The 22821-nt window shown below is 71.8% G+C and carries 22 protein-coding genes and 1 pseudogene; 2 read left to right on the forward strand and 21 right to left on the reverse strand.

The window, feature by feature from the left end:
* Positions 1-270 (reverse strand): transposase (locus FREUN1FDRAFT_RS26230; protein ID WP_006543287.1); only part of this gene is annotated, 270 nt, incomplete at its 3' end.
* Positions 271-562: 292 nt separating this feature from the next.
* Between FREUN1FDRAFT_RS26230 and FREUN1FDRAFT_RS26235 the strand changes: the two are divergent.
* Positions 563-1048, forward strand: a pseudogene (locus tag FREUN1FDRAFT_RS26235) (IS5 family transposase); the annotation flags it as partial.
* A gap of 168 nt (positions 1049-1216) precedes the next feature.
* Here the strand turns inward: FREUN1FDRAFT_RS26235 and FREUN1FDRAFT_RS26240 are convergent.
* From FREUN1FDRAFT_RS26240 to FREUN1FDRAFT_RS26335, 20 genes are all read right to left on the reverse strand, one after another.
* Positions 1217-2356: an ABC transporter permease gene (locus tag FREUN1FDRAFT_RS26240; RefSeq protein WP_006543289.1), complete on the reverse strand. Its 1140-nt coding sequence runs from the start codon at positions 2354-2356 to the stop codon at positions 1217-1219.
* Positions 2353-3894, reverse strand: coding sequence for a sugar ABC transporter ATP-binding protein (locus tag FREUN1FDRAFT_RS26245; RefSeq protein ID WP_006543290.1), 1542 nt, complete (start codon positions 3892-3894; stop codon positions 2353-2355). The genes FREUN1FDRAFT_RS26240 and FREUN1FDRAFT_RS26245 overlap by 4 nt, the downstream gene beginning before the upstream one ends.
* Positions 3891-5060 carry a substrate-binding domain-containing protein gene (locus tag FREUN1FDRAFT_RS26250; protein ID WP_006543291.1) on the reverse strand — a complete coding sequence of 390 codons (1170 nt, stop codon included), beginning with the start codon at positions 5058-5060 and terminating at the stop codon, positions 3891-3893. The genes FREUN1FDRAFT_RS26245 and FREUN1FDRAFT_RS26250 overlap by 4 nt, the downstream gene beginning before the upstream one ends.
* Before the next feature lie 418 nt (positions 5061-5478).
* The gene (lpdA, locus tag FREUN1FDRAFT_RS26255; protein WP_006543292.1) at positions 5479-6909 is read right to left on the reverse strand and encodes a dihydrolipoyl dehydrogenase; all 1431 of its coding nucleotides are present in this window, start codon (positions 6907-6909) and stop codon (positions 5479-5481) included.
* Complete coding sequence (locus FREUN1FDRAFT_RS26260) at positions 6909-8216, reverse strand: dihydrolipoamide acetyltransferase family protein (protein WP_006543293.1); 1308 nt, start codon at positions 8214-8216, stop codon at positions 6909-6911. The genes lpdA and FREUN1FDRAFT_RS26260 overlap by 1 nt, the downstream gene beginning before the upstream one ends.
* Positions 8213-9193, reverse strand: coding sequence for an alpha-ketoacid dehydrogenase subunit beta (locus tag FREUN1FDRAFT_RS26265; protein WP_006543294.1), 981 nt, complete (start codon positions 9191-9193; stop codon positions 8213-8215). The genes FREUN1FDRAFT_RS26260 and FREUN1FDRAFT_RS26265 overlap by 4 nt, the downstream gene beginning before the upstream one ends.
* Positions 9190-10281 carry a thiamine pyrophosphate-dependent enzyme gene (locus FREUN1FDRAFT_RS26270; RefSeq protein WP_006543295.1) on the reverse strand — a complete coding sequence of 364 codons (1092 nt, stop codon included), beginning with the start codon at positions 10279-10281 and terminating at the stop codon, positions 9190-9192. The genes FREUN1FDRAFT_RS26265 and FREUN1FDRAFT_RS26270 overlap by 4 nt, the downstream gene beginning before the upstream one ends.
* 42 nt (positions 10282-10323) lie before the next feature.
* Complete coding sequence (locus tag FREUN1FDRAFT_RS26275) at positions 10324-11127, reverse strand: SDR family NAD(P)-dependent oxidoreductase (protein WP_006543296.1); 804 nt, start codon at positions 11125-11127, stop codon at positions 10324-10326.
* Entirely contained in the window at positions 11124-12566 is a 1443-nt protein-coding gene (locus FREUN1FDRAFT_RS26280) for an aldehyde dehydrogenase (protein ID WP_006543297.1), read from the reverse strand. The genes FREUN1FDRAFT_RS26275 and FREUN1FDRAFT_RS26280 overlap by 4 nt, the downstream gene beginning before the upstream one ends.
* Positions 12567-12568: 2 nt before the next feature.
* The gene (locus tag FREUN1FDRAFT_RS26285) at positions 12569-12760 is read right to left on the reverse strand and encodes a tautomerase family protein (RefSeq protein ID WP_006543298.1); all 192 of its coding nucleotides are present in this window, start codon (positions 12758-12760) and stop codon (positions 12569-12571) included.
* A gap of 1 nt (position 12761) precedes the next feature.
* Positions 12762-13580: a 2-keto-4-pentenoate hydratase gene (locus FREUN1FDRAFT_RS26290; RefSeq protein ID WP_006543299.1), complete on the reverse strand. Its 819-nt coding sequence runs from the start codon at positions 13578-13580 to the stop codon at positions 12762-12764.
* The gene (gene dmpG, locus FREUN1FDRAFT_RS26295) at positions 13577-14647 is read right to left on the reverse strand and encodes a 4-hydroxy-2-oxovalerate aldolase (RefSeq protein WP_255348238.1); all 1071 of its coding nucleotides are present in this window, start codon (positions 14645-14647) and stop codon (positions 13577-13579) included. The genes FREUN1FDRAFT_RS26290 and dmpG overlap by 4 nt, the downstream gene beginning before the upstream one ends.
* A gap of 55 nt (positions 14648-14702) precedes the next feature.
* Positions 14703-15605 carry an acetaldehyde dehydrogenase (acetylating) gene (locus tag FREUN1FDRAFT_RS26300; protein WP_006543301.1) on the reverse strand — a complete coding sequence of 301 codons (903 nt, stop codon included), beginning with the start codon at positions 15603-15605 and terminating at the stop codon, positions 14703-14705.
* A complete protein-coding gene (locus tag FREUN1FDRAFT_RS26305; protein WP_006543302.1) occupies positions 15598-16461 on the reverse strand; it encodes a 2-keto-4-pentenoate hydratase in 864 nt (287 codons plus the stop codon). The genes FREUN1FDRAFT_RS26300 and FREUN1FDRAFT_RS26305 overlap by 8 nt, the downstream gene beginning before the upstream one ends.
* Before the next feature lie 44 nt (positions 16462-16505).
* Positions 16506-17396, reverse strand: coding sequence for a VOC family protein (locus FREUN1FDRAFT_RS26310; protein WP_006543303.1), 891 nt, complete (start codon positions 17394-17396; stop codon positions 16506-16508).
* Positions 17393-18082, reverse strand: a complete 690-nt coding sequence (locus tag FREUN1FDRAFT_RS26315) for a class II aldolase/adducin family protein (protein ID WP_006543304.1) — start codon at positions 18080-18082, stop codon at positions 17393-17395. The genes FREUN1FDRAFT_RS26310 and FREUN1FDRAFT_RS26315 overlap by 4 nt, the downstream gene beginning before the upstream one ends.
* Positions 18079-19026: a fumarylacetoacetate hydrolase family protein gene (locus FREUN1FDRAFT_RS26320; protein WP_157475352.1), complete on the reverse strand. Its 948-nt coding sequence runs from the start codon at positions 19024-19026 to the stop codon at positions 18079-18081. Before FREUN1FDRAFT_RS26320 ends, FREUN1FDRAFT_RS26315 begins: the two co-directional genes overlap by 4 nt.
* Positions 19027-19061: 35 nt before the next feature.
* Positions 19062-20264 (reverse strand): NAD(P)/FAD-dependent oxidoreductase, encoded by a 1203-nt coding sequence (locus FREUN1FDRAFT_RS26325; protein WP_006543306.1) that lies wholly within the window; start codon positions 20262-20264, stop codon positions 19062-19064.
* A gap of 52 nt (positions 20265-20316) precedes the next feature.
* Complete coding sequence (locus tag FREUN1FDRAFT_RS26330) at positions 20317-20811, reverse strand: VOC family protein (RefSeq protein WP_157475355.1); 495 nt, start codon at positions 20809-20811, stop codon at positions 20317-20319.
* 397 nt (positions 20812-21208) lie between these two features.
* A complete protein-coding gene (locus FREUN1FDRAFT_RS26335; protein ID WP_006543308.1) occupies positions 21209-21817 on the reverse strand; it encodes a malonic semialdehyde reductase in 609 nt (202 codons plus the stop codon).
* A 401-nt stretch (positions 21818-22218) separates the two neighbouring features.
* On the opposite strand from FREUN1FDRAFT_RS26335, the gene FREUN1FDRAFT_RS26340 reads away from it, so the two are divergent.
* Complete coding sequence (locus FREUN1FDRAFT_RS26340) at positions 22219-22797, forward strand: PadR family transcriptional regulator (RefSeq protein ID WP_006543309.1); 579 nt, start codon at positions 22219-22221, stop codon at positions 22795-22797.
* The last annotated feature ends 24 nt before the right edge of the window (positions 22798-22821 follow it).

Raw genomic sequence — 22821 nt, forward strand, 5'->3', positions numbered from 1 at the left:
GGTCAGGCCCGGCAGGTAGGCGACACGGCAGCCGGTGTCGCGGGCGACGGCCAGCGGCAGGGCGCCGATGGAGGCAGGTTGGTCGACGACGACCAGCACGGTGCCGTGCTTGGCTTGCAGCCGGGTGAATACCTCCCGCAGTTTCGGTTCGTTGTTGGGTAGCCGCTTGTCGAACGCCTTCTTCCCGGCTGGGGTGAGAGCGGTGGCATGGTGTTCGCCCTTGCCCACGTCCAGGCCCAGGTAGACGTCGATGCCACCGGTATCGATCACGTGCTGTCTCCCGCGAGCGCTGTCTACTTTCCCGGCCTCACCTGCGGCATCAGCGTGCCGGCATCCACGTTACGAAGAGCCTGTCTCGCTCACGATGAGTTCGACGGTCATGCCCCTGATCAGCGGTCTGCCGATGCCTCCGGAACTTGGTGACACCACTTTTTCGATCATGACCGACGAGGGGCTCAAGTCATGCCAGGTCCGGAGGCCGGGAGCCCCGTTGCGGGGCCATCCAGAAGGTAACGGGGATCTCCAGCGGGAGTCTCCGGGAGGAGTCGTCACGGAACCGGCCGACCATGGGCTGGGGCGTTCCCGCGGTGGGTTCTCCACCAAGATTCACCTCGCCTGCGAGCAGGGCCGTCGGCCACTCGCGTTGCTGGTCACCGCCGGGCAGCGTGGGGACAGCCCGCAGTTCTCCGCGGTGCTCGACCGGATCCGTGTCCCCCGGCCGGGGCCTGGCCGTCCCAGGACCCGCCCCGACCGGGTCATGGCGGACAAGGCCTACAGCTCGCGGGCGAACCGGGCGCTGCTGCGCCGTCGGGGAATCCAGTGCACGATCCCGGAGAAGAAGGACCAGGCTGAGAACCGGCGTGCCCGCGGGTCGAAGGGCGGCCGGCCGCCCGCGTTCGACCGCGAGGCCTACAAGGCCCGGCACGCGGTCGAGTGCGGGATCAACCTCCTCAAACAGCACCGCGCGGTCGCCACCCGCTACGAAAAGCTAGCCGTCCGCTACCAGGCAACGGTCACCATCGCAGCCATCAACATCTGGCTCCGCTAACGAGCTTTTGAAACAGGCCCTAGACCTCAACCATCGGGCCTGCGAACCAGAGTGCTCGACCACTGGCGGCTCGGACACCAACCCCATCACAGACGGAACGGGTGCAGCCCCATTAGCGTATCCGTGCGCATCGCCGCCCCTGGCCGGATCGGGCGAGATGCGCAGGCCTCACGTCCGCCGCCGTCGGGTGAGAGAGGTCTGCAGGGTGATCGCGACGAGCAGCGCCGCGCCGTTGAAGACCGGGGATGCCCACGCGCTTGCCCCGGCGATGCCGAAGCCACTGACCGTGAACGCGATGAAGAACACCCCGATCACGGCACCCAGCGGGTTCGGCTTTCCCGGCCGGATGACGGTCGCCCCGAGGAAGACCGCGGCGAAGGCGGGGAACAGGAAGCTCGGCCCGGTCTGCGGGTCGGCGCCGCCCGCGCGGGCGCAGAGCAGCACGCCTGCCAGCGCGGCCAGCCCGCCGGCGATCACCAGGCTCGTCAGCAGGGTCCGTGGGACGCGGATGCCGACCAGCTTTGCCGACCGTGGATTCGACCCGATCGCGTGCAGGTACCGGCCGTAGGGCGTGTGGTCGAGCAGGTACCAGGTGCCCAGGATCGCCGGCACCAGCACCACGACCAGCCGGGGCACGCCAAACCAGTTCAGGCTCCCGAAGTCTTGGAAGGCCAGTGAGAGGTTCCGGGTGATCGGCTGCCCGTCCGAGTACCAGATCATGACTCCACCGAGCAACGTCGCCATGCCGAGCGTCTCGATGATCGGGTTGATCTCGAAGCAGGCGACCGCGATCCCGTTGATCAGTCCGATTCCCAGACCGATCGCCAGGGCGACCGCCACCGCCACCCAGACGGGCGCGTCGAACCGGGACATGGCGGCCGCGGCGGCCATCGAGGTCACGCCGCAGATCGACGCCGCGGACAGGTCGAGCACTCCAGCGGTCAGCGGCACCACCATCGCGAGGACGACCATCGCCACCACTGCCTGGTTGCCGACGATGGTTCGGACATTCACCGCCGTCAGGTATGTCTCGCTCGTCTGGTTCCATAGCGCGAAGAACAGCACCACCGCGGCGAAGATGAGCAGCAGCCCATACCGTTCGGCCAGCCCCACCGCCAGTCCTTCGCGTAGCGTCCGGCCAGGTCGCGCGTCCACCGCTTCGCCTGCCTGGCCGATGTCGGCGGTCCGCTTGGCCTGGCCCCCGTCGTCGGGCTCGACGGCCGCGGCGGCAGGCGTGCTCTGCGCTGTCGTGGCCTCGGCGGTCCCGCCGGCGCCGGCCTCGGCGGTGTTGGCCGGTGTGTTGATCATCGTGCCGGCTCCTTGTCCGTCAGGTAGGTGAGCTCGGTGAGGGTGGCGGGATTGAGATGCGGCGGGCGCAGCTGCGCGGCGACCCGCCCGCCGCGCAGGACCAGGACGCGGTCGCTCACCCTGGCCAGTTCCTCGACGTCGGAGGCGACGAGCAGCACCGACGTCCCGGCGTCGACCGCCGCCCGCAGCGTCCGGTAGATGTCGGCGCGGGCCCCGACGTCCACTCCCTGTGTGGGCTCGTCGAGCAGCAGCAACCGCGGGTCGCGGCGCAGCCAGCGGGCCAGGATCACCTTCTGCTGGTTGCCGCCGGACAGCGTCGCCAGCGGCTGCTCCGGGCTGCCGGCCTTGACCCGGAACTCGTGCAGCAGCCGGCCGGCGTCCCGCCGCTCCGCCCGCCGGGCCATCCGCAACGCCCGCCAGTAGACGCTGATGGTCGCCGCGCTCAGGTTCTCCCGCAGCGGTAGGTCGGGCAGCGCGGCGTCGCGGCCCCGATCCTCGGGGACATAGGCGATCCCCGCGGCCATCGCCTGCGCCGGGGTCCGCGCCCGCAGCGGCACGCCGTCCAGCGTCACCCGCCCGGTCGACCGGGCGACCTCGCCGAACAGGCTGCGCAGCAGCGTGCTGCGGCCGGACCCGAGCAGGCCGGCGACCCCGAGCACCTCCCCCTGGGCCAGGGTGAACGACACGTCCCGCAGAGGTCCCACGCTCAGGCCGGCCACCTCCAGGACCGGCCGGTCGCCGACGCTGTCCGCCGCGTCCGGGAAGACCCGGTCCAGCGGCCGGCCCACGATCAACGTGATCAGCTTCTGCTCGTCGAGGTCGTTGGCGTCCGCGGTGGCCGCCAGCCTGCCGTCCCGCAGCACGCTCACCCGGTCCACCAGGTGCAGCGTCTCAACCAGGTGGTGGCTGATGAACAGCACCGCCCAGCCCGCCGCCGCGAGCCGCCGCAATGTCGACAGCAGCAGTTCGGCCTCGTGCCGGGGCAGCGCCGCGGTCGGTTCGTCGAGGACGAGGACGCCCCGGCGGGCCGTGCCGTCGTCGCAGTCCTGCAGCGCACGGGCGATCGCCAGCATCGTCCGGCTGGCCGGACGCAGCGTGCCGACCCGGGTCGAGGGCAGCGCGCCGATCTCGTACCGCTCGATCAGCTCGGCCGTTCGGGCCCGCAGCCGCGCCCAGCGCACCCGTCCGCCCGCGCCGGTCGGATAGCCGCGCCCCAGTGCCAGGTTCTCCTCGACCGTCATGTCCTCGAACACGCCGGCGTCCTGGTGCACGAACCGCAGACCGGCCGCCCGGGCCAGGTCGGGCCCCAGCCGGTCGGCGGGGAACTGCTGGCCGCCGATGGTCACGGTGCCGCCGGGGTCGGCCCGTTCCACCCCCGCGAGCACCTTCACGAGCGTCGACTTTCCCGAACCGTTCCCGCCGGCCAGGGCGTGGATTTCGCCCGCGGCGATGTCGAGGTCGACCCCCGACAACGCTGTCGTTCCCGGGTAGGTCTTCGCCAGCCCCCGCACCGACAACGCCGTTGCGGCGGTGGTCATCCCTGGGCTCCCCACGCCTTCAGGTAAGCCGTTTTGTAGTCGAGCGCCGGCTCGTAGATCTGGCCGGCCGGCGGCAGGTTGTGCTCGGCGTCGACGGTCTGCCAGCCCCAGCCCTGCGCGACCGGCTCCGCGCCGGCTAGCACCCGGATCACGGTGTCGATCGTTCCGTATCCGAGCCAGCCGAAGGAGTAGGCGACGGCGGCGCTCTGCCCGCGGCCGTCCCGGATGTACTGGGTGTTCGCCGGCAGTGCCTCGCCGCCCATCACCGTGATCTCCCGGCCGGAGGAGGAAACCGCCTGGGCCACGCCGCCGAGCAGGATCTCCGAGTCGAACGCGGACGCCACGGCGTCCGCCTCCGGGTGGGCGACCAGGGCGGAGGCGAACTTCTGCCGCAGCACACCGCTGGCCATGTCCGGGGTGTGGAACTCGACGGTCTCGACGACCTCGCAGCCGCCGCAGGTCGCAAGCTCCCCTAGGAAGCCGTCGGTCGCGTAGCGGGTCGACAGCGGGCCCACCTGGTCCAGCACAATGACCTTCGCCTTCGGGTTCGCCGAGATCAGCCAGCGCGCCTTCGCTGCGCCCCAGGCCTGCAGCCACTCCGCGTACTTCGGGTATTCGTCCTGCGGGCGCAGCTGCGCGGTGAACAACGGCTCGGCGCCGACGCTGGGGTCGTCGCAGTCGAATGCCGACGTCGCAATCACAGGAATGTTTTCGGCCCGGGCCTGTTGCAAAGCCCCCCGGGTAGCGCTGCAGTCGACGCCCATCAGCACGATCGCGTCGGCCTTGGCCGCGATCGCCTGCCGGACGCCGTTGTTGTACCCGTCGCCCACACCCAGGTTCCCGTCGAATATGGTGACCTTCCAGCCAATCTTGTCACCCGCTTCGCGAGCCATCTCGGCGGTCACGTTGCAGCCGGTGACGATCTTGCCGCAGACAATGATCCAGACGTTTTTCCCGGCCGCCGGCTTCGGTGCGGTCGACGGCGGCTGCTGGCTGGTGCTGGCGAAGTCGGTGGCTAAAGCGTCCCGCGGCGCGGTGCCCGACGTGGGCCCGGCCGGCGCCGCGGCGGGTTCACCGGACGAACCGTCCGAACCGCACGCGGACAAGAGGACACCCGCGGCGGCGATGGTCGCGGCGATCGTGGTGAACCTGGCTCTGAAATGCACAGTACCCCTCCGAACTGTGACGAGGGCGCGGGAATGGCCAGCCTGAGGAAGTTCGCTCGGGAAATGCGCGCGATTTCCGCAGACCGTCACAGCGCCAGCGAGCGTGCTCGTTTCCGTGTGGAGATTCGGTCGCGGCGATGACCGGTGGCCGCCTGACGCGGCCATCACCTTGGGTCAAGCGCTGCGACGGAGATCATAGACCCGTGCCGCGCAACATATCGTATCTAAACTTACATTTCAATATATACATGTCTGTTGAGCTATGGCAAAGTGCGCCGCCGGCGGTCTGGCGTCACCGCGCGACGGTCAGCACAGCGCGGCCAGACACCAGCCTGACCCGACCCCGCCAGACCCCCAGCCGCCGCCAAGTCCGCCATCCAGCGCACGCCGACGGGTCGGACGCGGCTGGGACCGTGGTTCAGTCGGCAGCGGTGGGGCGTTGGCTCGGTGAGTTGATCGGACGGCCGACCGTGGCCCGGGCGGCCTCCTCCAGATGCTCGGACACCGAGGGGTGCACGTGGATCGTCTCGGCGAGGTCCTCCGCCGTGGCACCCATCTCGAGTGCGAGCGTCGCCTCGGCGATCAGCTCCGAGGCGTGTGGCCCGACGAGGTGGACGCCGAGGACGACGCCGCTGCCCCGATCGGTGACCAGCTGGACGGTGCCGTGCTGGGCGCCGATCGTCATCGCCCGGCCGTTGGCCGCCATGGGCAGGCTGCTCATGGCGACTTCGATGCCCTGCTCGGCCGCCTCCGCCGCGGTCAGCCCCACGGTCGCTATCTCCGGGTCGGAGAACACCACCGCGGGGATGGCGGCCGGTTGGAAGGCGGCCCGACGACCACTCAGGTTTTCGACGGCGACGCCCGCCTCGGCGTACCCCTTGTGCGCGAGGGCCGGACCCGGCGTGATGTCCCCGATCGCGGCGACGTGCCGGCGCACCAGCCGGTCCGGGCCGACCGGCAGGAGCCCGTCCGAGCCCGCGGTGACACCCAGCCGGTCCAGGCCGAGCTGGTCGGTGTTCGGCTGCCGGCCGACGGCGACGATCACCTTCTCCGCCTTGACAGCGACCTGCTCACCGCCGCGTTCGACGGTGAGGACACCGTCGGCGTGTGCCCGCGCCGTCGCCGCCGTCAGCAGGTCCACGCCAAGTTCGGCAAGCCGTCGCGACACCGGCCGGCTCAGCGCCCGCTCGACTCCGGGCAGCAGGTGCTCCGCCTGTTCGACGATCGTGACCGGGACGCCGAGCTTCGCCAGCGCCGTACCCAGCTCGACGCCGATGTAGCCGGCACCTACAACGGCCACCGAGCTGGGCAGCGCGTCGAGGGCCAGCGCACCGGTGCTGTCTAGAACGGTGATGCCGTCGAACGGCAGACTGGGCAGCGACACCGGTCGGGAACCGGTCGCCAGCACCACATCCTGGAACTCGAAGAACCTGGCCTGACCAGCGGTGGTCTCCACCACCGCCTGGTCCGGGCGGGTGAACCGGAGGGTTCCGCCGACCAGCGGCACCCCGGCGTCGCGCAGTAGCCCGCGCACCCCGCCGGTAAGCCCGGCGACGATGCCCGCCTTGTGCCGCTGGAAGCCGGCCAGGTCCGCGGTGACCCCGCCGGCCGCCAGCCCGCCCCGGCCGAGCGCGTTCGCCCGGTGCAGCACATCGGCGAACTCGATCAGGGCCTTCGAGGGGATGCAGCCCACCCGCAGGCAGACACCGCCCACGCCGGCCTCGCCGTCCCGGTCCACCAGGGTGACGTCCCGGCCCAGCTGGGCGCCCCGGAGGGCGGCCGCGTAGCCCGCCGGCCCGGCACCCACCACCAGCAGGTCAACGCCTTCGGCGATCTCTCCGACGACCATCAGTCCACCTCACCGAGCAGCAGCAGCGGCGCGGCCACGAGCCGCTCCACCGTGTTGACGAACGCGCCGAGCTGGTCGCCGTCGATCAGGCGATGGTCGGCGGAGACCGCCACCGGAAGCACCCGGCGCACCGCCGGCACACCGTCCACCGGGACCACCGCGTCCCGCACCCGGCCGAACCCGGCGATCGCCACCTGCGGCGGGCTGATCAGTGGCGTGCCCAGCCAGGTGCCGTAGCTGCCGAAGTTGCTGACGGTGAAAGTTCCGCCGGCGGTCTCCGCGACGGACAGCGACCGTTCCCGCGCCGCCGCGCCGAGCCGGTTGATCTCCCGGCCGAGGCCGGCGATCGAGTACCGGTCGGCGTCGCTGACCACCGGGACAATGAGGCCGTCCCCGGTCGCCGCGGCGATCCCGATGTTGCGGCGGTGATGGACCTCGACCTGCTCAGCGTCCAGGTCGAGGGTGGCGTTCAGCAGCGGGTGCTGGCGCAGCGCGGTGACGACGGCGCGGACCAGCAGCGGGAGCAGGGTCAGCCGCGGGTCGGCTTCGCCGGCGGCGGACCGGAGCTCGCGGTGGGCCCGTTCCAGGGCCGTCGCGTCGATCTCCCGGAACTCGGTGATGTGCGGAACCGTCCACGCCGCGGTCATCGCCCTGGCGATTTGGCGGCGCAGCCCGCGCAGTGGCCGGATCTCCGAGTCTGCCCCGGACGGCGGCCGAGCCAGCGCGGACGGGGCGCCCTCCGCCACGGCCGACCCGAGCGACCGTCGTGACGGCGACGATGCCGCCGATGACAGCGGTCGGGGCGACCCCGGTGTGGCCGGACCGGAAGCGGCGGCCGCGGCGGCGCGCACGTCGTCGACGGTGACCCGGCCGTTCGGACCGGTGCCGGCTAGCCCGCGCAGGTCGACGCCGAGTTCGACGGCGAGTCTGCGCGTGCTGGGCGCGGCGAGCACCCGGTGGCTCGGGCCTGGTTCCGGCGCGGGCGCCGGCGGCCGACCGCCGCCGGAGCTGTCGCCTCCGTCGTCAGTCGACGCCCCAGTGCCGATGTGGCCGGCCGCCGCCCCGCCGTCCGTGGCCACGACGAACAGCGGTTCGCCCACCGGGATGACGTCTCCCGGCCCACCGCCCAGGCTGAGCATCACGCCATCCACCGGGGAGGGCAGTTCCACCTGGGCCTTCGCCGTCTCGATCGTCACCACCGGTTGGTCGGCCCGGACCGCGTCGCCAACCCCGGCCAGCCACTCGACGACTTCTGCCTCGGCGAGGCCCTCCCCCACGTCGGGCAGCCTGAACACGACCTCGTTCACGGCGCCTTCACCGTCGCCCTCGCCGCCGCGACCACCCGTTCCACGGATGGCAGGTAGTAGTCCTCGATCTTGCCCGCTGGGTAGGGCGTGTCCGGTGGGCAGACCCGGGCGACCGGCGCCTCCAGGGAGTAGAAGGCCCCGTCGCTGATGGTGGCCACCACCTCGGCCCCGAAACCGCCGGTGAACGGGGCCTCGTGCACCACGACCGCGCGTCCGGTCGCCGCCACGGCGTCGAGGATGCCGGCCTCGTCCAGGGGCACCAGTGTCCGCAGGTCGAGGACGGCGGCCGAGATGTTCTCTTCGGCCAGCCGATCGGCGGCCCGCCGGGCGACGTGCACCGCGGCGCTCCAGGCGATGATCGTGACGTCGTCACCCTCCCGCGCGACCCGCGCCGTGCCGAAGGGAACCGGCGCGTCGCCGTCGGGTACCTCGTCGCGGACCAGTCGATAGCCGCGCAGCGGCTCGCAGAACAGGACCGGGTCGGGCTGCCGGATCGCCGTCTGCAGCAGGCCCTTGGCGTCAGCGGCGGTCGCCGGCATCACCACCTGCAGGCCCGGGCTCTGCACGAACTGGGCCTCCAGCGCCTCGGAGTGCAGCTCCGGTGTGCGCACTCCGCCGCCGAACGGTGCCCGCAGCACCACCGGCATCGGGAACCGCCCCTGCGAGCGGTACCGCATCCGGGCTAACTGCGCGCCGATCTGGTGGAACGCCTGGTGGCTGAACCCGAGGAACTGCATCTCGGCGACGGGGACCAGCCCGGCGGCCGCCAGTCCGATCGCCGCGCCCACGATGACGGCCTCCGCCAGCGGCATGTCGACGACCCGGTCTGGGCCGAACCGCTCCAGCAGGCCCTCGGTCGCCCGGAACACCCCGCCGAGCTGGGCGACGTCCTGACCGAGCAGCAGCACCCGGTCGTCCCTGGCCATCTCGTCCCGCAGCGTCGCGTTGATCGCTTCGAGCATCGTCATGCTGGTCATGTCGTCTCCGGCTGGGCGAGCAGGTCCGCGCGCTGGCGCCGCTGCCGGTCCGACAGCTGCGCGCTCACGTGGTCGAACAGCGCGGGCGCTCCTGGCGGCGGCGTCGACTCGACGACCCGGACGGCCGCGTCGATGCGGGCCCTGATCCGCTCCGCGGCGTGGATTTCCCGCTCGTCGTCCCAGCTGCCACGGGCGCGCAGGTAGCCGCGGACCCGGCTGAGTGGATCGCGCTCCTGCCACTCCCGCAGCGCGTCCCCGGGAACGTACCGGCTCGGATCGTCCGCGGTGTTGTGCGCGCCGACACGGTAGGTGAGCGACTCGACGAGCGTCGGCCCGTCGCCGGCGCGGGCTCGGGTCACCGCTTCGGCGACGACGGCGTGCACGGCGAGCAGGTCGTTCCCGTCGACGAGGACGCCGGGAAAGCCGTAGCCGGGCGCCCGGGCGGCGAGCGTCGCGGCGGCAGACTGGCGGGAGCGCGGCGTGGAGATCGCCCAGCCGTTGTTCTGCAGCAGGAAGACCACTGGCGCCCTTAGCACCCCGGCCAGGTTGCACGCCTCGTGGAAATCACCCTCGGAGGAGGCGCCGTCGCCGACGTAGACCAGGACGACCGCGTCGTCGCCGCGCAGCCGCCGCCCCCAGGCCAGGCCGACGGCCTGAGGTAGCTGTGCGGCCAGGCCGATCTGGATCGGCAGCAGGTTCACCCCCGGCGGGATGGCCCCGCCGCGCGGGTCGCCCATGAACGTCTGCATGAACGACTCCAGCGGCAGTCCATGGCGCAGCAGCGCCGGCAGTTCCCGGTACTGCGGCACGATCCAGTCGTGCCCGGGCTCGACGGCGAACGCCGAGCCGACGACGGAGGCCTCCTGCCCGTGCACCGGGGAGAATGTGCCGAAGCGGCCCTGCCGCTGGAGGCTGAACGCCTTCTCGTCGAAGGCCCGGGATAACAGCATCAGTTCCAAGGCCGCGACGACCTGATCGTCGTCCAGCGACGGGACGACGCCGGGGCGCGGCGTGCCGTCCGGCAGGAGCACACTCCGCGGCACCGCGGCACCGTGCTCCGGGAGGAACTGCGGAGACAGAGCGGTCATCGTATGCCTTTCTTGTGTTCTGCCCGCTGGCCGGGTACACGCTCACCAGCCGCCGTAGGCGAGCCAGCCACCGTCGACAGGGATGCGGGCGCCGGTCAGATAGGAGGCGGCCGGTGACGCGAGGAAGGCGACGAGATCGGCGACCTCCTCCGGCTCAGCGAGCCGGCCGAGCGGCGTGCGGCGCTCGATGTCGTCCGCCGAGTAGCCGCCGGTGGACATGGTTTCGGTGACCAGCCGGGTCGCGACGTAGCCCGGATTCACGGACAGGACGCGTATCCCCCGGCCGGCCCATTCGACCGCGAGTGCCTGGGTGAGGCCGTCGAGACCGTGCTTGGCGGTGGAGTACGCGGTCCGCCCGGGGATCGAGGTCGCCCCCAGGATCGACGAGACGTTGATGATCACGCCGGTCCGGCGCGGCAGCATGACCCGCGCGGCGGCCTGCGCGCAGAGGAACGGCCCGGTCAGGTTGGTCCCGAGCACCCGAGACCACTCCTCGGCGGAGATGTCCTCGGCCGGGCGCACCAGCGGGATTCCCGCGTTGTTCACCAGGATGTCCAGCGTCCCGAAGGCCTCGACGGCGGCGTCGACCAGCCGGCGCGCCGCGGCCGGCGCGGCGACGTCGGCGGCGACCCCGACCGCGGCATAGCCGGCGGTGACCAGCTCGGCGGCGGCCTCCCCGGCCCGGCCAGGGTCGCGGGAGTTGACCACGACGCGGGCGCCGGCGGCCGCGAGTCGGTGCGCGATGGTCCGGCCGATACCCGAGGTCGAGCCGGTGACGATCGCGGCCAGCCCGGCCAGCGCTGGCTGTCCCGCGCCGGCCGGCACGGTCTCGACCGGGCGTGTCATGGCTGGTCGTCCGCGACGCGCATGATGACGGCCTTGGGCTCGGTGAAGAACTCGCGGCTGAACGTGCCGCCCTCGCGCCCGATCCCAGAATCACCGGCCCCGCCGAACGGCGCGCGCAGGTCCCGCACGAAGAAGCAGTTCACCCACACCGTGCCGGCCCTCAGCGCGGCGCCGACTCGGTGCGCCCGGGACAGGTTCTCGGTGAACAGCATCGCGTTGAGCCCGTACGGGGTGTCGTTGGCGAGCGCGACCGCCTCCCGCTCCGTGTCGAACGGGGTGAGCGTTACCACCGGGCCGAAGATCTCTTCGCGCTGGTGGCGCGCCGACGCCGGGAAACCCGCCAGCACGGTGGGGCGAATGAACCAGCCGTCGCCGGCGCCGCCGGTCAGCAGTTGGCCGCCTTCGGCCGCCACCGCGTCCAGGTAGGAGGTGACCTTCGCGACGTGCGCCGCCGAGGCCAGCGGCCCGACTTGGGTCGCCGGGTCGGCCGGATCGCCGAGCACCATGGCCCGCGTCGCCGCGACGAACCGCTCCTGGAAGTCGGTGAACACGGCGCGCTGGACATAGATCCGGCTACCGGCCAGGCAGACCTGACCGGTGTTGGTGAACGCGGCCTTGATCGACCAGCTGACGGCCTCGTCCAGGTCGGCGTCGGCGAACACCAGGTTGGCGCCCTTGCCGCCGAGCTCCAGGCTGACCGGCACCAGGTTGGCGGCGGCCGCGGCGGCGATCGCCCGGCCGGTGCCGGACTCCCCGGTGAACGTGATCCGGTCGACGCCGGGATGCCGGGTCAGCGCCTCCCCCACCGAGGCCGGCCCGAAGCCGTGGACGACGTTGAGCACGCCGGGCGGCAGGCCCGCCGCCAGGGCCAGCCGGGCGAGCAAGGTCGCCGCGACCGGGGTGTCCTCGGCCGGCTTGAGCACGACGGTGTTACCCCAGGCCAGCGCGGGCGCGATCTTCCACGTCTCCAGCATCAGCGGGAAGTTCCACGGTGCGATCGCGGCGACCACACCGGCCGGTTCGAACCGGGTGTACATGTGGTGCCCGGTGTCCGACGGCAGCGCCTCGCCGGCCGCCAGCCGGGCGTGGTCGGCGAAGAAGCGGATGTTGGCGGCCGACCGCGGGACGTCGTTGCCGCGGCTCTGGCTGATCGGCTTGCCCATGTCGTGGGTGTCGGCGGCGCCGAGTTCGTCGGCGTGTGCCTCGATCGCGTCGGCGAGGCGGTGCAGGATCGCGCCCCGTTCGGCGAAGCCCAGCCGCGGCCACGGACCGTCGTCGAAGGCGCGCCGGGCCGCCGCCACCGCGCGGTCGGCGTCGTGCGCCGTGCCGCGGGCCGCCTCTGCCCACGGCTGCCGGGTGTAGGGGTCGACGCTGGGGAAAGTCGCCCCGTCGACCGACATGGTCTCGGCCCCGTCGATCACATGCGGGCACAGTTCCATGGTCAGCCTGCTCTTTCGGCCAGCGTGACGTCGCCGGTCGCCCAGTGCGTGCGCGGCACCTCGCGGACGATCACGCGGATGCTGGCGTCGGGGACGTCCAGCGCCCGCCGGGCGGCGAGATGCAGCTCCCGCATCAGCGCGCGCAGCTCCCGCGGCGTCCGCCCGTGCGCCACACTCACGTCGATCAGTGGCATGTCACTCTCCTTGCAGGATGATCGAACCGAGGGAGGTGAAGTGGACGCCGACGGTGGTGCCCACCGGGTCGAGCGGAACCGCGTCGGTCATGCCGCCGGTGAGCACGATCCAGCCGGCCTCGATCGCGATGCCGCGCCGTCCGAGCGCGTTCGCGGCGAGCGCGAGCGCTTCGGCGGGATGCCCCTGCACGGCCGCGCCGGTCGCCGCGTCGACCACCTGGCCGCCGACCTCCACCAGCGCGGCCTCGAGCGACAGGTCCAGCTCCGCCGGCCGGCGGTGCACCGGGCCGAGCGCGAACCTGGCCGCCGATGCGTTGTCCGCGACCACGTCGGGCAGCGCGAAGCTGTAGTCGGCGTACCTGCTGTCGATCACCTCGACACCGCCGCACACGGCGCGCACCGCGGTCAGCGCCTCGATCGCGGTCACGCCCGGCCCGTGCAACGTCTCCCCCATAACGAAGACGAGTTCGGGCTCGACCCGCGGGTGGATCAGCTCGGAGCGAGGCACCGGCGCGCCGGTCGGCAGCAGCATCGCGTCGGTCAGCCACGCCGTGAGCGGCGTGTCGACGTTCATCCGCCGCTGCTTGGCTCGCGAGGTGAGCCCCAGTTTGATCCCGACGATCCGCTCGCCCGCCGCGGTCCGGCGCGCCACCAGATCGTCCTGAACCTGGTAGGCGGTGGCCAGATCCAGCTCCGGCCACTCCCTCGTCAGCCGGCCGCGGTCGGTGCGGTTCACCTCGGCGGCGTGCAGGACTTCGGCCGCGTACCGCACCGACCACCGCGCGCCGGCGGCCGGCCGAGCCGGCGCCGCCCCGCTCACCGCGCGCCTCCGGTCATCCGAACAGCTCCGGTCGCCCGCGCGGTGCTGGTCCCAGCCCGGTCGGCAAGCCGCAGCGCGATATCGATGATCATGTCTTCCTGGCCGCCGACATAGCCTGCGCGGCCGACCTCGCGCAGGATCTCGTGCGCCGGCACCCCGTAGCGAGTGGCGGCCCGCTCGGCGTGCAGCAGGAAGGACGAGTAGACACCCGCGTGCCCCTGCACGATCGAACCGCGGTCCATCCACGGCAGCCGGGTGATGTAGGGCAGCGCGACGGTCTGCGCCGCCGCCAGGATGGTGTCGACGTCGATGCCGGTGCTGACGCCCAGCCGGTCGAACGCCGCCACCAGCACCTCGGTCGGCGCGTTGCCGGCGCCAGCGCCGAGCGCGCACAACGAGCCGTCGATCTGCCGGGCCCCGGCCCGGTAGGCGAGCACCGAGTTGGCCACGCCGAACGCCAGATTCTGGTGGCCGTGGTAGCCGACCTGGGCGTCGGCGCCGATCTCGTCAACCAGCGCCGCGACCCGGTCGCCAGCGTCCTCCAGAATGAGCGCGCCCGCCGAGTCGACGACATACACGCACTGGCAACCCGCGTCCACCATGATCCGGGCCTGCGCGGCCAGCCGCCGCGGCCCGATCCGGTGCGAGAGCATCAGGAAGCCGACGGTCTCCAGGCCCATCTCGCGGGCCGCCGCGAAGTGCTGGATCGAGACGTCGGCCTCGGTGCAGTGGGTGGCCACGCGCACGACGGTCGCGCCGGCGTCCCGCGCCGCCCGCATGCTCGCGATGGTGCCGACGCCCGGCAGGAGCAGTACGGCGATCTTCGCGGCGGTCGCCTCCTCGGCCGCCGCCTCGACCAAGGTCAGCTCGTCGACTAGCGAGAACCCGTAGTTGAAGGTCGAGCCGCCGAGGCCGTCGCCGTGCGCGACCTCGATCACCGCGACGCCGGCCCGGTCCAGCGCCCGGACGGTGTCGCGGACCTGTGCCTGGGTGAACTGGTGCGCCATCGCGTGCGAGCCGTCCCGCAGCGTGGTGTCGGTGATGCGGACGTCCGGCGGGACATGGATCGGGCCAGTGCTGGCCCCGGTCCCCCGGTCCCCCCGGGCTCGAAGGGGTGAGCGGTCATGTCGTCGCCCCGATCCGCGCGGCGGCGATCAGCTCGCCGACCCGCGCCGCCGCCGCGGTCATAATGTCGAGGTTGCCGGCCCACGGCGGCAGGTAGTCGCCGTTGCCGCGCACCTCCAGGAACACCGCCACCCGCGCGTGCCCCTGCCAGCCCGGTCGCGGCTCGTCGAACTGCGGCTCGGCGCGCAGCGTGTAGCCGGGCACGTACTGCCGCACCTCGGCGACCATGCGCTCGATCGAGTCGGTGACCGCCTGCTGGTCGACCTCGGCGGGCAGCGCGCAGAACACGGTGTCTCGCATGATCATCGGCGGGTCGACCGGGTTCAGGATGATGATCGCTTTACCCTTGGCCGCGCCGCCGACCTGCTCGATCGCGGCCGCCGTCGTCTCGGTGAACTCGTCGATGTTCGCCCGTGTCCCCGGGCCAGCCGAGCGGGACGCGATACTCGCGACGATCTCGGCGTAGGCGACCGGCACCACCCGGGACACCGCCGCGACGATCGGGATGGTGGCCTGGCCGCCACATGTGATCATGTTCAGGTTCGGGACGTCGAGGTGGCTGGGCAGGTTCACCGACGGGCACACGAACGGGCCCACTCCGGCGGGCGTCAGATCGACCGCCTGGACACCGGCCTGGGCGTACCGGACCGCGTTCGCCGCGTGCGCCTTCGCCGAGGTCGCCTCGAACACGAGCTCCGGCGGCTCGGGGCGGGTAAGCAGCCAGTCGACCCCGCCGGCAGACGCCTCCACGCCGAACTCGCGTGCCCGCGCCAGCCCGTCCGAGTCCGGGTCCACGCCCACCATGTAGCGGACGTCAAGCACGTCGCTGCTGCGCAGCTTGAGCAACAGGTCGGTGCCGATGTTGCCGGGACCGACGATCGCCGCGACGGCCTTAGCCATCGGAGCCTCCTCTCTCCACGTCAGCGGTCTGGCCGCCACCGGATCGCTGGTCGCCGGGCTCTTGGTCGCGCTCGAAGGCCGCGGTCACCGAGCCGAGCCCGCCGAAGGTCGCCGTGACCACCCCCGACGCTGGCACTGGCTGGGCGGCGGTCACCGAGCCGGACAGCACCACCTGGCCCGGATGCAGGGTCACGCCCAGCTCGCCCAACGTGTTCGCCAGCCAGACCAAGGCGTTCAGCGGCGAGCCGAGTGCGGCGCCACCCGCGCCGGTGGCCACCAGGGCTCCGCCGCTGTGCAGCGTGCAGCCGGCCAGCCGGAGGTTGACCGCGTGCAGCGGGGTGGGCCGGCCACCGAGCACGACAGCACCCGAGGAGGCGTTGTCGGCGATCGTGTCGGCCAGCGTGATGCGCCAGTCGGCGATCCGAGAGTCGATGATCTCCAGTGCCGGCAGCACGAACTCGACCGCGGCGGCGGCCTGCGCCGCGGTGACGCCCGGTCCGGACAGCGGCCGGGCCAGGACGAATGCGATCTCCGGTTCGATCCGCGGCGCCAGGAACCGCGACGCGGCGATGGGCAGGCCCTCCAGCTCGAACATCGAGCCCATCAGATGCCCGTAGTCCGGCTCGAAGACGCCGAGCTGGCGTCGCATCGCCGCGGCCGTCAGCCCGACCTTGTGCCCCTTCACCTCGTCGCCCGCCGCCGTCCAGTGCCGTACCTGGGCCAGCTGAATCGCGTAGGCGTCCGGCACGGTCAGCCCCGGCCAGGTGGCCGTGAGCGGCTCGATCGGCGCGCCCGTGGCGTATGCGGACAGCAGCAGCTCGGCCGCCTGCTCGCGGCGAGCGTGCGCGTCGCCCATCCCGTTGCCCCCTCCCGGTTCCCGGCGCTCGGCTCGTGACGCGGTCATGTCTCGCCCACCGGGTCGGGTACCTGCGGTTGGCTGGTCACCCGTCCGGTGGTGCTCTGCCACAGGTCGATCGCGTCCGGTTCGGACGGGTCGAAGTGGCGGGGCCGCCAGGCGTCCTCGTCAGCGATCCGGCGCACGCCGTAGGAGTACTCGTAGGTGAGTCCCTCCGGCCCCTGGAAGTACAGGAAGATCGCGGTGGACTGGGGGTGACGGCCCGGCCCGAGCGTGATCTCGACTCCGCTGCGCTCCAGGAACCGCCAGCTGCGCATCACGTCGTCGACCGAGTCGACCTGGAAGTTGATGTGGCACAGGCCGGGCCGCTCGCCTTTGAAGACCGCGAGCTTGTGGTGCACCGGGTCGATGCGGATCAGACAGGCGAGGTCGCCGATCCAGTCCGAGACGCGGGCGTTGAAGTGGGTGGACCAGAACCCGTACGCCGCGTGCACGTCCGGCGCGTCGAGGCAGAGGTGCCCGAACTCGGTGATCCCGGCCGGACGGGTGAACCGCACCGGGCGGGACACAGTGGCTTGGCCGCAGACGAGTTCGACGTGGTTGCCGAACGGGTCGTCGAACCCGACGAAGGCCTGCACCCGCCGGGCGTGCGCCTGTTTGGCCGAGCCGCGGGTGACCCGCACGCCGGCGCGTTCCAGCTCCCGTTCAGCGTCCTCGAGCACGTCCTCGTCCCGGACGAGGAGCCCCGACGCGAGCACGCCCGAGCTGCCTCCGACCAGCGCCAGGCAGTGATGCCGCTGGTCGGCCCGCAGATAGGCGGTGTCGCCTTCGCGAGCGATCAGTTCCATCCCGACGATGTCGGTGGCGAAGCGCACGGCGGCGTCCAGGTCGCTTGCCCCCGACCGCACGTAGGCGATGTCCTCCAGTTCAATCATGATGCCCTCCCGGTCGGGTTCGCCTCGGGTGCCGAAGCCGCGCGCAGCCACGCCCAGATGCGGGCCAGCAGTTCCCGGTCGTTGCGGCGCCAGGCGTCCTGCTCCCGCTCCGACAGCGGTCGCGGGGTGCCGACCCCGGCGGTCAGGCGCATCCGCGCGGACGCTTCCAGCACCCACATCCGGGCCACCGCCTCGCTCACCGTGGCGCCGACGGTCACTGCGCCGTTGCCGCGCATCAGGACGGCCGGCGCCGGGCCGAGGGCATCCGCGAGACGCCGGGCGCGGGCCTCGTCCCGGATCAGTTCCGCCTCGTCGAAGACGGGGACTCGCGGTCCGAGCAGCGCTCCCTGGCCGTGCAGCGGCGTGATCGGGACGCCTCCGGCGGCCAGGCTGGTGGCCACCGGCGGCTGCGCCCGGCAGACCGCTCCCGCCTCGGGGCGGGCGCGCAGGACCGCCAGGTGTATCCACGCCTCGCGGGGCGCCGCGTCAGGCAGGTCGGACGCCCGTGTGTCGAGTTCCGCGAAGGTGTCGGTAGGGCGCAGCGAACCCAGCGGGTGCGGCGGCGTGATTACCAGTCGGGTGGCGTCCCGGCGGGCGCAGACATGCCCGAAGGCGGTGACGAGCCCCTCGGCGGCGAGCACCCGCCCGGCCTCGGCGAGGTCGGCCGCCAGCTGGTCGCCGCTCATGGCGCGGCCGCCGGCCCGACGACCGGGTTGGTGAGCGTCCCGATCCCCTCGACCTCGACCGAGACCGAGTCGCCCGGCCGTAGGAAGACCGGTGGCTGGCGGGCCGCGCCGACGCCGGCCGGAGTGCCGGTGCTCAGTACGTCCCCCGGTTCGAAGGAGAAGTAGCGGGACAGCCGCGCCACCACCGTCGGGATGGCCGTTGACAGGTCCGCGGTGCTGGCGTCCTGCATGACGACGCCGTTGACCGTCGTCGTCAGCCGAATGTCGGCCGGGTCGGGGATCTCGTCAGCCGTCACCACCGCCGGTCCGAGCGGGGCGAACGTCGGGAACTGCTTGCGGAGCAGGTTGTCCGTCCACGCCCATCTGCCCTGGGTCGGGGTGGTCGCGGTGGCGACCAGCGGCATCGCGTCCCGCGCCGAGACGTCGTTGAGTATGGTGAAACCGGCGATGCAGGAGTACACATCCTCGGCGGCGATGCCATGGCACGAGCGGCCGAACACCACGCAGATCTCGCCTTCGAAATCCACCTGGTCCGGGTAGGCGGCGGGCAGCCGGATCGGCTCCCCCGGCCCGATCACCGAGTTCGGGTTCTGGACGAACCATGCAGGGCTCTCCGGCGGCTGTTCGCCCATCTCCGCCAGGTGGGACCGGTAGTTGCCGCCGGTCCCGACGATCAGGACGCGTTCCCCGAGCGGTGCGTGCAGCCGGGTGGTTCCGGCGGCGAGCAGCCTGCCCTGCGCAGCCGCTTGCTCCGGGTCGGATTCCGCGGCTGCGACCGCCGCCCGCAGCTGTTCCCCCACCGCGGGCAGCCACGCCAGTAGCCGGGCCACGGTCGCCGGCGCGTCGCCACCGAGCACGGCGCGCACCGGGACGACGGCGCCGTCCCGCGTCTCGACACCCGGGGACGGCTGGCCCCAGGGCGTCGAATACATCACTAGTCTCACCAGGAATGCCTTTCTCGGCGGAGTGGAACGGGCCGTCACCCCACGGACGAGTGCTGCTCGGCGAGCTCCGACCAGGCGATGTCTGTGCCGACCACGCGGCGCACCCGCTGAAAGTCGCGCGGCCGGTCGAAGCCCACCGCTCCGACGACGACGCCGTGCTCGACGAACACCGCCAGGTAGCTCGCCTCGTCCGGACCGCCCAGCAGGAATCGCATCTCGCCGGACCGGGTCGCGCCGGCCAGTTGCAGGCGCCGCCCGTGCTGGTCGGACCACACGTACGGGACGTCGGTGAAAGGCCGGGCCGCGGCCGGGTCGAGCAGGTTGGCGGCCGCGCGCGCGCCCTGCTTCCTCGCGTTCGTCCAGTGTTCGACGCGGTGCGAGCCGGCCGAGCGGTCGGACGGCCAGCGGGCGACGTCGCCCGCCGCGTAGACGTTCGGTGCCGAGGCGCGCAGCGTGCGATCCGTCAACACGCCGTCCCCGACGGCCAGCCCCGACCCGGCGAGCCAGTCCGTCACGGGCACCGCGCCGATCCCGATGACCACCAGGTCGGCGTCGAGCAGCGTGCCGTCGGCGAGCTCGACCTGCTCCACCCGGGTCGTCCCGAGCAGTGCGCGGACCTCAGTCCCGCACCGTAGCCGCACCCCGTGGTCGCGGTGCAGTCGGACGATCGGCGCGACGAGGTCTGGGCGGAGCGCGCGTCGCAGCGGCCAGGGCTGGCTCTCCACGACGGTGGTGTCCAGACCGAGCAGGCGGGCCGCCGCGGCGATCTCACAGCCGACGAAGCCGGCGCCGATCACCACGACGCGCGGGCTGCCCCGGCGCAGGGCGGCGGCAATGGCCCGGGCGTCGCCGAGATCGCGAAGCGTGTGCACACCGTCGAGACTCGGCCAGCCGCGCGGGCGCACTGGTGTCGACCCGGTGGCGATGATCAGCCCGTCGTAGCGGACGTCGCCGGTCGTCGTGTGCACGACCTGAGCGGCCAGGTCGAGCCCGACGGCCGGGTGGCCCAGCAGCGGCTCGACCCGCAGGTCGGTTAGCCTATCGGCGGTCACCAGCCGCACGTCGTGCTCGGTCAGCTCGCCGGTGAGCAGCTCCTTGGACAGCGGCGGCCGGTCGTACGGAAGCTCGGCGTCGGCACCGACGAGCGTCACGCGCCCGTCGTAGCCGCGCTCGCGCAGCGTCTCCACCGCGCGGACGCCCGCGACGCTGCTGCCAACGACGACGATGTCGGTCAGCACCGGGGACCGTCCTGATCGCCGTGCGCGCGGCCGACCGAACTCTGCTGGATCGTCATGACCGCGCCGTACCGGTCGCTCGCAGCCGGGCGAAGAACTGGTCGTCGGCGACGTGTTCCATCAGGTCCGGATCGATGTCGGTACGCCCGGTCAGGTCGCGTCTCTCGTCGAACAGGTAGGTGTAGCCGCGGTCCGGGTTGTGCACGATCTCCCAGGTGTTCCCGTCGCGGTCAGCGAAATAGAAGGAATAGACCCCATGCTGGTCCATCACCCGGTTGATCCGTTGGATGCCGTAGCGCTCGCGTCGCTGCCGCAGCGCGGCGTGGGCGCGGTCGACCTCCGCTCGGCTGGCTACGTCGATGCCGTTGTGATCCATGATCGTCATTGAGCTCGGCTGGCCGGTCTCGACGACGACGTAGGTGTGGTCGCTGCCCTTGCGGGCGAGCAGGGAGACCGGGCTGAGCTGGATGACTTCGAACCCGAACACTTCCTCGTAGAAACGTCGCGACTCTTGCAGGTCTAACGACGTTAGCGTGCCGTGGGAGATCATCGTGATCTCGAGAAGCGGGTCGTCGGTCCGGCAGCTTTGAGTGATCTGGGGCATTGTCCCGCTCCTCGCTCGTGCGGACGTGCTGTGCGGCGGGCGACCGCCGGCTCGGTGTGGCCGGGGCGCGGCGAACCGCGGGGCCGGGCGCGGGAGGCACACCGCGGCGGCCGGCCGTCGCCGGGCGCGATCTCCGCTATACGCCGCACCGTGCCGCCCGCCGGTGAAGCGTTCCATGCCGTCCCAAACATGTCAATAGATACCTCTCTGTAGAGAACTATGTGTGACGAGGGAGGATGCCTCGAAGGCGGACGGCGGGCGGGCGCAGCAAGACCACCCGCCCGCCCCGACATCGACCCCGCCGCCGGGCCGCCGACAGGCGGCCACGCTCCCGGCACACTGTTCAGACCGTGCTGAACACCTCGTCGTAGTCCAGCCGCGGCGCGCGTGGGAGCCAGGCGTTCTCACCCGGCTCGCCGATGTTGACGACGACCAGCGCGGCGTGCTCACCGTCGCCGAAGAACTCCTTGTTGACGCCGTCCTCGTCGAACCCGACCATCGGTCCGGCGGCGAGCCCGGCGGCCCGGACGCCCAGAATGAAGTAGCCGACCTGGAGCGCCGCGTTCAAACGGGCCGACAGCGCGCGAACCCCGGCGTCGACGAAGTGGTCCTTCGCCTCGGGGAAATGCGGGAAGAGCCGCGGCAGTTCCTCGTGGAAGTTAAGGTCCGCGGCGAGAATCGCGACCAGCGGCGCCGTCGCGGTCTTCGCCTTGTTGTTTCCGTACATCTGGGACACCAGCCGCTCGCGGGCTGCCGCGGACCGCACCAGCACGACCCGCAGCGGCTGCTGGTTCATCGACGTCGGCGCGTATTTCACAAGATCATAGATCGCCCGCACCTGCTCGTCGCTGACCGGCGCCGAGCTGAAGGTGTTCGCGGTACGCGCCGCCCGGAACAGCAGATCCTGCGCCTCGCCCGCGAGGGCCAGATGCCCCGCCTTGCCAACTGTCATGAGCTGTTTCTCCTTTATCCGCGCCGGCAGTGCCGGCCGGCGCGGTGCCGATTGCCGAATTCGGCGATGAACCGTCGGGCCGGCGGGGCCCGCCCTGGTGGCAGGCGGTGGCCCGGCACCTGTGGACCTCGCGGCGGTCGCGCTCAAGCCGACAACGCGGCATCTCGCGGCGGATCTCCCGGCCAGCACCCTTGGTCTCGCGACAGTGACAATACTATCCATGGGATAGTAATTACCTAGGGGAAAGTTACTCGCGACCTGGAACGTCGACCGGGATGATCAGGCGCATCGGTTCGGACCGGCTTCACATGCACCAGACGGTCACCACACCCACCCGTCGGACGTGCTGCGGATCACACCGCATTCGCGAGCGTCGCGGTGGGCAAGGGTACGATGTATACATGTCACTTCAGTATGCTGTACTCGGCGTCCTTGAGGCCCGCCCGCTGAGCGGCTACGAACTGGTGCAGTTCTTTGACACCGCGGCCGGCTGGGTCTGGTCCGCCCCGCAAAGCCAGATCTACACACTGTTGCGGCAGATGGAGCAACGCGGGCTCATTGCCGGCACCGAGCAGGTGCGCGGCACAAAGCTGAAGCGCACGGTGTACTCCCTCACCCCGCTGGGGCGGAAGGAGCTCACTTCCTGGGTATCAGCGCGGCATCCCGAACCGCCCATCCGGGATTCACTCCTTGTTCAGGCGCTCTTCTTCGACATGGTCGGCAGCAGCGCCGCCGCAGCCGTACTGGAAGAGGTGGTCGCCGACAACGAAGCTCTGGTCGAGCATTGGCGCGAGCACCGCGACCGCCTCTTAAACAAGGACACAACCCTCCTGCGGGAACGCCTCAAACACCGGCCCGAAACGGAGCACGACCGGATGGCAGAACTCAAGGCGCACGTCTTTGACGGTCTGATCAGCTCCGCGACAGCCCGGGTGGAATGGGCCAAGGCGGGAATTGAGCTGCTGAAGAAATATCGGTGACGGAACGGCCGCGGCGCCGGGCCG

The organism is Parafrankia sp. EUN1f (assembly GCF_000177675.1).
In the GTDB taxonomy this organism is placed as follows: domain Bacteria; phylum Actinomycetota; class Actinomycetes; order Frankiales; family Frankiaceae; genus Parafrankia.